The organism is Nocardia neocaledoniensis (assembly GCF_029868625.1).
GTDB lineage: Bacteria > Actinomycetota > Actinomycetes > Mycobacteriales > Mycobacteriaceae > Nocardia > Nocardia neocaledoniensis_A.
The window spans coordinates 1-2,768 of record NZ_JARWOJ010000263.1; the positions used below are offsets into that span (position 1 = coordinate 1).

The following is a 2,768-nucleotide window of genomic DNA, read 5'->3' on the forward strand; positions in this document are numbered from 1 at the left end:
GCGTACCACCTCGCTGCGCAGGGTGATCGGCTCGTTCAGCACCGGCCGGAACAGGTCGACGGTGAACCTGGCCGGGATGAAACCCGCTCCCGGACTGTGCTTCTCGGCCTCTTTCGCCAGCAGACCACACACCCCCACCCCCCGCGCCCCCCCCGCCCGGGCCCTGGCCCCGCGCGCGGGCCCCGCGGCCCCCTAACTGGTGGTCGGCTCCATGGCCGCCGCCATCGACCCCGACTCGGTCCCCGCCGACGATGTCGTGCAGGCGGGCCGCGCCGCCGTCGACCGGCTGCGCGGGCGATGACCCGGCCGGTCATGCGCGTCGGTGACACCGGCCTGGTGCTGGCCGTGTGCGTCGTGCACGCCGACATCGAGGTGCGTGGGCGAGTCGGTCGCAGCGCGATCGACAAGCGCCCAGTCGACGGCCGCGTGGCGGTTCGCGCCCTCGGCCTCGACGGCGACCACGTGTGCAACACCGTCCACCACGGCGGCGTGCACCAGGCCGTGTACGCCTACGCCGACGAGGACGCCCGCCGCTGGTCGTCCGAACTCGATCGGGAGCTGCCCGCGGGCTGGTTCGGCGAGAACCTGCGGGTGAGCGGGTTGCCGCTCAGCGACGCCGTGCTCGGCGCGCACCTGGCCATCGGCGACACCCTGCTCGAGGTCAGCGCACCGCGCGTGCCCTGCGCGACCTTCCAGGAGTGGGCGGGTGAACCGCGCTGGGTGAAGCGCTTCGCCCTGCAGTCCGACACCGGGACCTACTTCCGGGTGCTCACCGAGGGCACCGTCGGCGCGGGCGACGAGATGCGCGTGGTGCGGGTCCCCGCGCACGGCATCACCGTGCGCGACGTGTTCACCGGCGCCGACCCGGCACTGCTGGAACAGCTGCGCGCCGAGGAGCCGAGCATCTCCGACGACATCAGGATGCAGATCGACCGGCACACCAGGACCGGAAAGAACGCCACCGTGGAGGCGCGGCCATGAGCCGGCCTCAGCCGGGGGCGGCCGTCGACACGCGCGGGCCGGAGCCGACCGTGAGCGGGGTACGAACATGAGTGTGGAACTGGTCGAGGTCGTCCGGTCGGGCTTCCGCGAGTGTGTCCATCGGGGCTCGGTCGTCGTGCTCGATGCCGACGGCGACGCAGTCCTCGAGCTCGGCGAGGTGCACGGCCCGATCTTCCCGCGCTCGACCAACAAGCCGATGCAGGCACTGACCCTGCTGCGCAACGGCTTCGAGCCCGTCGACGACGACGAGCTCGCCATCACCACCGCCTCGCATTTCGGCGAGCCCGACCACGTGGCCCTGGTCCGCCGCCTGCTCGACCGCTTCGGCCACACCCCCGCCGACCTGGCCTGCCCACCCGACCTGCCCTTCGAGGAACGGGCCCGCGCCGCCGCGCTCACCGGCTCGGGCGCGAGCCCGCTCTACATGAACTGCTCGGGCAAACACGCGGCGATGCTGGCGACCTGCGCGATCAACGACTGGCCGCGCACCGGATACCTCGACGTGGAACATCCGCTGCAGCAGGCCGTGCTGGCCACCATCGCCGACGTCACCGGCGAACCGGAGACCGACCTGGGCATCGACGGCTGCGGCCTGCCGATCGTGCCCGTCTCGCTGATCAATCTCGCGCGCGCCTTCGCCGGTTTCACCACGGCCGAGACCGGCACCGCGTCGCGCCGGATCGCCGATGCCGTGCGGGCGAATCCGCGAGTGATTTCGGGCACCAAGGGACCCGATCTGCTGGCCATGGCGGCGACGCCCGGCTTGTTCTGCAAGATCGGCGCCGACGGTGTGCACGCGGGCGCACTACCGGACGGCAGGGCCTTCGCGTACAAGATCGATGACGGTCACGACCGGGCCAGGATGCCGCTGACGCTGGCGATTCTGCGTCGGCTCGGGGTCGAGTGGAGTGACGCGCACACCGAGCTCGCGGCACCGGCGGTCCTGGGCGGCGACGCCAGAGTCGGTGTGATCCGCGCGATTCCGGGGGTGCTCTGAGACCAGGTGGTCTCGGCGAAGAAGGGGCAAACGGCACCTGTTCGACAGCTGTTCCCGTACTCCTGGGAGCGCGACCGCCTGACACACGCTAAAGTGTCTGTCAGGAAGAGTATTAATTCGAACGGGGCCGCCAACAAACCCCAGGCCGCCCCGCAGTGACGCGAGGGGGTCAGCCATGGGCCGTGGCCGGGCTAAGGCAAAGCAGACCAAAGTCGCACGTGAGCTCAAGTACAGCTCCGCGCCGACCGACTTCGCGAGCCTTCAGCGCGAGCTGTCGGATAGCACTCCGCACTCTCACAGGAGTGGCGGCGTGATTTCCGACGAGCACGACGCAGACGAGTCGTCATCCCGTTGGAACGAGGACGACGACTACGACAGCTGGCGCCGCTGACCGTACGCCGGTGAAGGGGGAGGCCCGAGTGGCCTCCCCCTTCAGCCGTTGTCCGGTTGTCGGCGCCAGGCTCGCAGGAGTACGGCGAACATCCGAATAGACGACGAGCGTCCTGTGCACACCACAGGACGCTCGTCGTGTTCGCCGCCTCGAGGCCCCGACCACCCCGAGCCGACGGGCACTAACCCCCACTAGCTGGGATAACCGATCCGTTCACGGGGCAAACCCAGCAAAACACACACGGGCCGGGGGGGGGGGGGCCCCCCCCCCCCCCCCCGGGGGGGGAAATTTTTGTGGGAAAGAGGTGGTTGGCCCCCCCCCCCCCCGCCCGCGGCGGGGGGGGGGGGGGGGGGGGGGACACAGCCCCCGGGGGGCGCG

The 2,768-nt window shown here is 71.1% G+C and carries 3 protein-coding genes; all 3 read left to right on the forward strand.

Features of this window, described 5'->3' with window-relative positions:
* Window positions 1-297: 297 nt before the first annotated feature.
* Window positions 298-981, forward strand: a complete 684-nt coding sequence (locus tag QH270_RS20275; protein WP_280344804.1) for an MOSC domain-containing protein — start codon at window positions 298-300, stop codon at window positions 979-981.
* Between the two features lie 67 nt (window positions 982-1,048).
* Window positions 1,049-1,999: an asparaginase gene (locus QH270_RS20280; protein ID WP_280344808.1), complete on the forward strand. Its 951-nt coding sequence runs from the start codon at window positions 1,049-1,051 to the stop codon at window positions 1,997-1,999.
* A 175-nt stretch (window positions 2,000-2,174) separates the two neighbouring features.
* The gene (locus QH270_RS20285) at window positions 2,175-2,390 is read left to right on the forward strand and encodes a DUF3073 domain-containing protein (protein WP_110037392.1); all 216 of its coding nucleotides are present in this window, start codon (window positions 2,175-2,177) and stop codon (window positions 2,388-2,390) included.
* The last annotated feature ends 378 nt before the right edge of the window (window positions 2,391-2,768 follow it).

Bases quoted from the DNA above. Each gene is read 5' to 3' on its own strand.
- QH270_RS20275 (WP_280344804.1), top strand. From the start codon at position 298: ATGACCCGGCCGGTCATGCGCGTCGGTGACACCGGCCTGGTGCTGGCC.
- QH270_RS20280 (WP_280344808.1), top strand. From the start codon at position 1,049: ATGAGTGTGGAACTGGTCGAGGTCGTCCGGTCGGGCTTCCGCGAGTGT.
- QH270_RS20285 (WP_110037392.1), top strand. From the start codon at position 2,175: ATGGGCCGTGGCCGGGCTAAGGCAAAGCAGACCAAAGTCGCACGTGAG.